Consider the following 5,201-nt stretch of genomic DNA (forward strand, 5'->3'; position numbering starts at 1 on the left):
AGCATACACTACAATATAGCGAACTTTTGTAGGCAGTTTTGGTTTTTGAAAAGAAATATAAAATTGGGTAGAATCTTCAGAAACCGAATTGATTAGTAAACTTTCTGTAATAACCTTTTTGAAATTAGGAACAGGCAAAGGTAATGCAGGATATTTGTATTGATTTTGACATAGAATTTTGACTACATCTTGATTCTTGTTAATAAACCATTTGGCACTAAAATAGCCATTTCCCTGTACATTTGGATAATTGCGGGTAAGGTCAATTTGATTTGGAATTTCATAAGCATTATTCCAGTGTCTATCCGAATCGGCTTTGATTTTATAGGTACTATTTCCCATGTATAAAGCTGTATTGCTCGGAACATTTTCTGACCACCATTTTATTAATTTAGCATACGATGCGGTTTTGTGGTCAATGCTCCAGTACAATTGTGGTAGCACATAATCAATCCAATTATTGTTCATCCAATCAACAGGATCGGCAAATAAATCGTCATAATTGGTTTGACCGGACTGTGTGTCAGAACCTTTAGGATCAACAGATTTATTACGCCATACGCCAAACGGACTTATACCAAATTGTACCCAAGGTTTAAGTTTTTTGATTCCAGCAGAAATGTTTTTGACAAAAGAAGTCACATTCGAACGTCTCCAATCCTCAAGCGAAACACCATTTCCATATTTTTGATAAGAAGCAGTGTCGTTAAATTCAAGCCCTTTTATACGATAAGGATAAAAATAATCATCAAAATGTATGGCATCAATATCATATTTTATAACCACTTCTTCGACAATATCACTTAGATGTTTTTGGACTTCTGGCAAAGCTGGATTGTAATAGTATTTACCTCCAAATTCAATCATCCAATCTCTATGTTTATTATAATCATGATCGATACTCAGGTTTTCGGTTTTTAAATCCATTGTGGCGCGATAAGGGTTAAGCCAAGCGTGGAATTCAAAACCGCGATTGTGGCTTTCTTCAATCATCCATTTTAGAAGGTCACAGTTAGCATTTGGCGCTTTTCCTTCTCTTCCAGTTAAATAACGAGACCAAGGAGCCAGTATTGTTGGGTAAAATGCGTCACCAGCAGTACGAATTTGGACAATTACAGCATTATAATTAAGTTTTTGATACGTGTCTAAAATTTGAATAAAATCAGCTTTTTGTTTTTCAACCGAATCCGAACTGCTTTTAGGCCAGTCAATATTGGCAACTGTGGCAATCCAAACAGCTCTAAATTCATTTTTGGGATGCATTTCTCTTCTTTGGGCAAAGCAAAGTATGGAAGAAAGGAATAAATATATAGTTGGGTATAATAAGGACTTCTTTAGATACATTCTTTATTCTTTTTATAAGAATTCAAAAGTAGTTTTTTTAGATAAGTTTATTAAATTATTTGCAATAAAATGTAGATATAATGCTAATGCAGTAAAGTAATGATCGAATTGAGACATTCCTTATGTTTTGAAGCAATTTTTTATTTTATGAAATTATTGTAGAGGTTCTTATAATGCTGAAATGTTTGGCATTATTTTTGGTTAAAGGGCTATCGTATTAGCTTTTATAGTTTTACAATTGCATTTATTTACCATTCAATTTGATTTTTAGAATCAATATTTAAGTTGGATTTTGTTAAAATGTATTTTTATGAATGTATATTTGACTTTTTTTAATTGAAAATAAGAAAAGTTGTTTTTTGTATTCAAATTATAAAAATAGAAATCCTGACTTTAAAGACTGGATTTGTTTATATATTTGATAGTAATAATTTCATTTATAAAAAAAAATCGCAAAAAAAATACAATTAGTTTTAATGATAAAATTTAAAATATGGCATTAAAGGATCTTTTTAGAAAAAAAACTGTTCAAGATATCTTAAAGCAGGTCGAAAAAAATGAAGCTGATGGGCATAGTGCCTTAGGAAAACACTTAACGACTAGAGATTTAACTGCTTTTGGAATAGCTGCGATTGTTGGTGCTGGTATTTTTAGTACGATCGGTAAAGCTAGTTTTGATGGAGGTCCTGCCGTAATATTTTTATTTTTGTTTACTGCTATTGCTTGTAGTTTTGCCGCTTTTGCCTATGCCGAATTTGCTTCGATGGTACCGGTTTCTGGTAGTGCTTATACATATTCGTATGTTGCGTTTGGAGAATTAATTGCCTGGATAATAGGTTGGGCGCTCATCATGGAATATTCCGTTGGAAATATAACGGTCGCCATATCGTGGAGTGATTACTTTACGGGGCTGCTCTCCAGCGGGGGAATTGATTTGCCACAATGGGTTCAGATGGATTATTTAACCGCTTCGAATGGTTTTAAAGATGCCACAGCTTTGCTACAAAGTGGGAAGTCTTTTGAAAATTTAAGTTTAGGATTGCAACACGCTTATACTGCGTGGACAACTTCGCCTGTAATTGGTTCTTTTCATTTTGTTGCCGATTTACCAGCTTTGTTAATTATTGTTTTGATTACCGCATTGATTTATAGAGGGATGAAAGAATCTCGTAATGCTAGTAATTTAATGGTTGTTGTAAAACTTTGTATTGTTCTTTTGGTAATTGGTGTTGGTATATTTTATGTAGATACTGCCAATTGGAACCCATTTGCACCAAATGGTGTTTCAGGAGTTTTGAAAGGAGTTTCAGCGGTGTTCTTCGCTTATATCGGTTTTGATGCCATTTCTACAACTGCCGAAGAATGTAAAAACCCACAACGTGATTTACCGCGAGGAATGATGTGGGCGATTATTATTTGCACCATTCTTTATATAGCTATTACTTTGGTTCTTACCGGAATGGTAAGTTATAATAGTTTGGATGTTGGTGATCCGTTAGCTTTTGTATTTAATGAATTGAATTTAAAATGGATGTCGGGAATTATTGCAGTAAGTGCGGTAGTTGCGATGGCGAGTGTTTTATTGGTTTTTCAAATGGGACAGCCGCGTATTTGGATGAGTATGAGTCGTGATGGTTTGTTGCCAAAAAAGTTTTCTAATGTACATCCAAAATTTAAAACACCTTCATTTGCAACAATAGTTGTTGGTTTTGTAGTAGCAGTTCCTGCCTTGTTTATGAATTTAACAATGGTTACCGATTTATGTAGTATTGGAACTTTATTTGCCTTCGTTTTGGTTTGTGCCGGAGTTTTGGCTTTGCAAAACAGAACCGATATTCCGAGAGGAAAATTCAAAACGCCTTATGTGAATTCGAAATTTATTTTCCCAATTTTGATTGTTATTGCATTGGTGGTTTCTTTTACAACTTATAAAAAAGAAACAATGGCTTTTGTTACCAATGAAGCCAAAACTTTCGATTCCGAGACAATAATTACATCTTTAAATAAAGAAGAGAGTCAAAAAGTATACAATTATTTGGTAAGTATTGAAGGGAAAACTTCGGATATTAAAAATCTGGATGTTGAGCATTTATTGAACCAATATCAAGAAGATGATGCGAAATATGCTAGCGTGGTTGCTGGATTACCAATTTCTGATTCTTTGAAATATGAAACTGGTTTTGCTTTGTTCAAACACAAAATACCAATGTGGATTTTCTTGATTGTGGTCGTTGGTTTGGTATTTTGGTCTTGGAAAGAAAACTTGTCATTGATTCCTCTCTTGGGTTTAATTTGCTGTTTGTATATGATGGCTGAACTGAGTGTTTGGAATTGGATTTATTTTACAGTTTGGTTAATAATTGGATTGATTATTTATTTCACTTATAGCCGCCATAATAGTAAATTGAATTTTAAGACAGAGTAGTTTTAATTCAATATAATAAAATAGTATGAATGTCCTGAGTCGATTTGATTCAGGACATTTTTTTTAAAATTTAATTTATAATAAATAGAGTAAGTAAACTTTTAAATAGATAGATCGTTCTTAAGTACATCAGTATCTTATTTAGAGGTTGTGTTTTAAGTAAAGTTTTAATTTAAAGTATTGATTTTTAGTTATTAATTTAATTGTGAGAAAAATTATCAAATCAATAAATTATAAGTTATTTTTTTTATATTTGTGTAATCGATTACAATATGTGATCTTTTATAAACTTAAACTAAAAAATATTATGAAAAAAAAATTACTTTATTTAACATCAATTGTGTTGTTTTCAATGGCATCAATTAATGCGCAAACAACTGTTTGGGATTTTCAAGATTCTAGTAAATGGCCACTTAGTGCTACTCCTCCTGTTACTACACCTGTTACTCCTCAAGAGTCTAATTATCTTGTAGAAACTGTAGTGAATAAATTAGGTATTGTTCCTGGTCTTTCTACAATTAAAAATTTTGGAACTATTAATTTAAATAATGCTGTATTTGATACTTATAGTAGTACAACTCGTTTTCAAATGAATGGAGCTGGTTATACAACTGCAACTGGTTTTGTATTTACTCCAACGCAACGTTATCTATATTTTAATCTTGATGGAGCTGCTACAGTAAAAGTATGGTTTAAAACAGGAAGTAATAGTGCTGTGAGAACTATATTTGTAACTGATGGTAAAGCTACGATTGCTTCAGGTACCTCAAATACAGGAGGTAATACAGATTTTGTTGTTTTAACGGCTGATGTTAGCACTCTTCAAGCTGCAGCAGGTAAAATTTATATCTTTGGAGATGCTGCAAATAATCTTTATAAAATTGAAGTTACTGGTGCTAACGTAATAACTCCTGCATTAGCTACTGACAGTTTTCAAGCAGATTCTAAAGTAACTATTTACGGTAATGATGGAAAAATCAATATTGCAAATGTAACATCAGCTACTAAAGTTAGTGTTTATAACGTATTAGGATCATTAGTAAAATCTACTGAAACTAGCGGAGATGTAAGTTTACCAATCAGTACTAGTGGAGTTTATATAGTAAAAGCTCAATCTGAAGAAGGTGCTAAAACTGTAAAAGTATTAGTGAACTAATTAAGTTTTCAACGATATAAAAAAGGAGAATGTCAATTTGATGTTCTCCTTTATTTTTTGAGATAACTGTTAAGTTGCAAATTTTTAGCTAAAATACAAACTTACATGACTTAAATGTTTAAATTAAGGAGATTTAGTTTTTGTTATTGTATTTAAAGTGTTTATCCGTAATCATTGTCGAAATCGTTATAATTCGAACAAAAAACCTTAAACTTTAAACTTTAAACAAAACTTTATTCCTTATTTTTGCAACACTAAAAATAAAAATCAAATACT

General features: G+C 31.7%; 3 protein-coding genes. 2 read left to right on the top strand and 1 reads right to left on the bottom strand.

From position 1 onward, the window contains the following. Positions 1 to 1,344, bottom strand: a 1,344-nt coding sequence (locus tag VLC96_RS18845; RefSeq protein WP_325265396.1) for a glycoside hydrolase family 10-like protein, incomplete at its 3' end; no start/stop codon positions are given. Between the two features lie 493 nt (positions 1,345 to 1,837). On the opposite strand from VLC96_RS18845, the gene VLC96_RS18850 reads away from it, so the two are divergent. Together VLC96_RS18850 and VLC96_RS18855 are read left to right on the top strand one after the other, a co-directional pair. Continuing rightward, the gene (locus VLC96_RS18850) at positions 1,838 to 3,769 is read left to right on the top strand and encodes an amino acid permease (protein ID WP_325265398.1); all 1,932 of its coding nucleotides are present in this window, start codon (positions 1,838 to 1,840) and stop codon (positions 3,767 to 3,769) included. A gap of 307 nt (positions 3,770 to 4,076) precedes the next feature. Then, positions 4,077 to 4,925, top strand: coding sequence for a T9SS type A sorting domain-containing protein (locus VLC96_RS18855; protein ID WP_325265400.1), 849 nt, complete (start codon positions 4,077 to 4,079; stop codon positions 4,923 to 4,925). The last annotated feature ends 276 nt before the right edge of the window (positions 4,926 to 5,201 follow it).

This window comes from Flavobacterium sp. (assembly GCF_035456085.1).
Taxonomy (GTDB): domain Bacteria; phylum Bacteroidota; class Bacteroidia; order Flavobacteriales; family Flavobacteriaceae; genus Flavobacterium.

Excerpts from the sequence above, each read along its gene's own strand:
- VLC96_RS18850 (WP_325265398.1), top strand. The coding sequence starts at position 1,838 with ATGGCATTAAAGGATCTTTTTAGAAAAAAAACTGTTCAAGATATCTTA.
- VLC96_RS18855 (WP_325265400.1), top strand. The coding sequence starts at position 4,077 with ATGAAAAAAAAATTACTTTATTTAACATCAATTGTGTTGTTTTCAATG.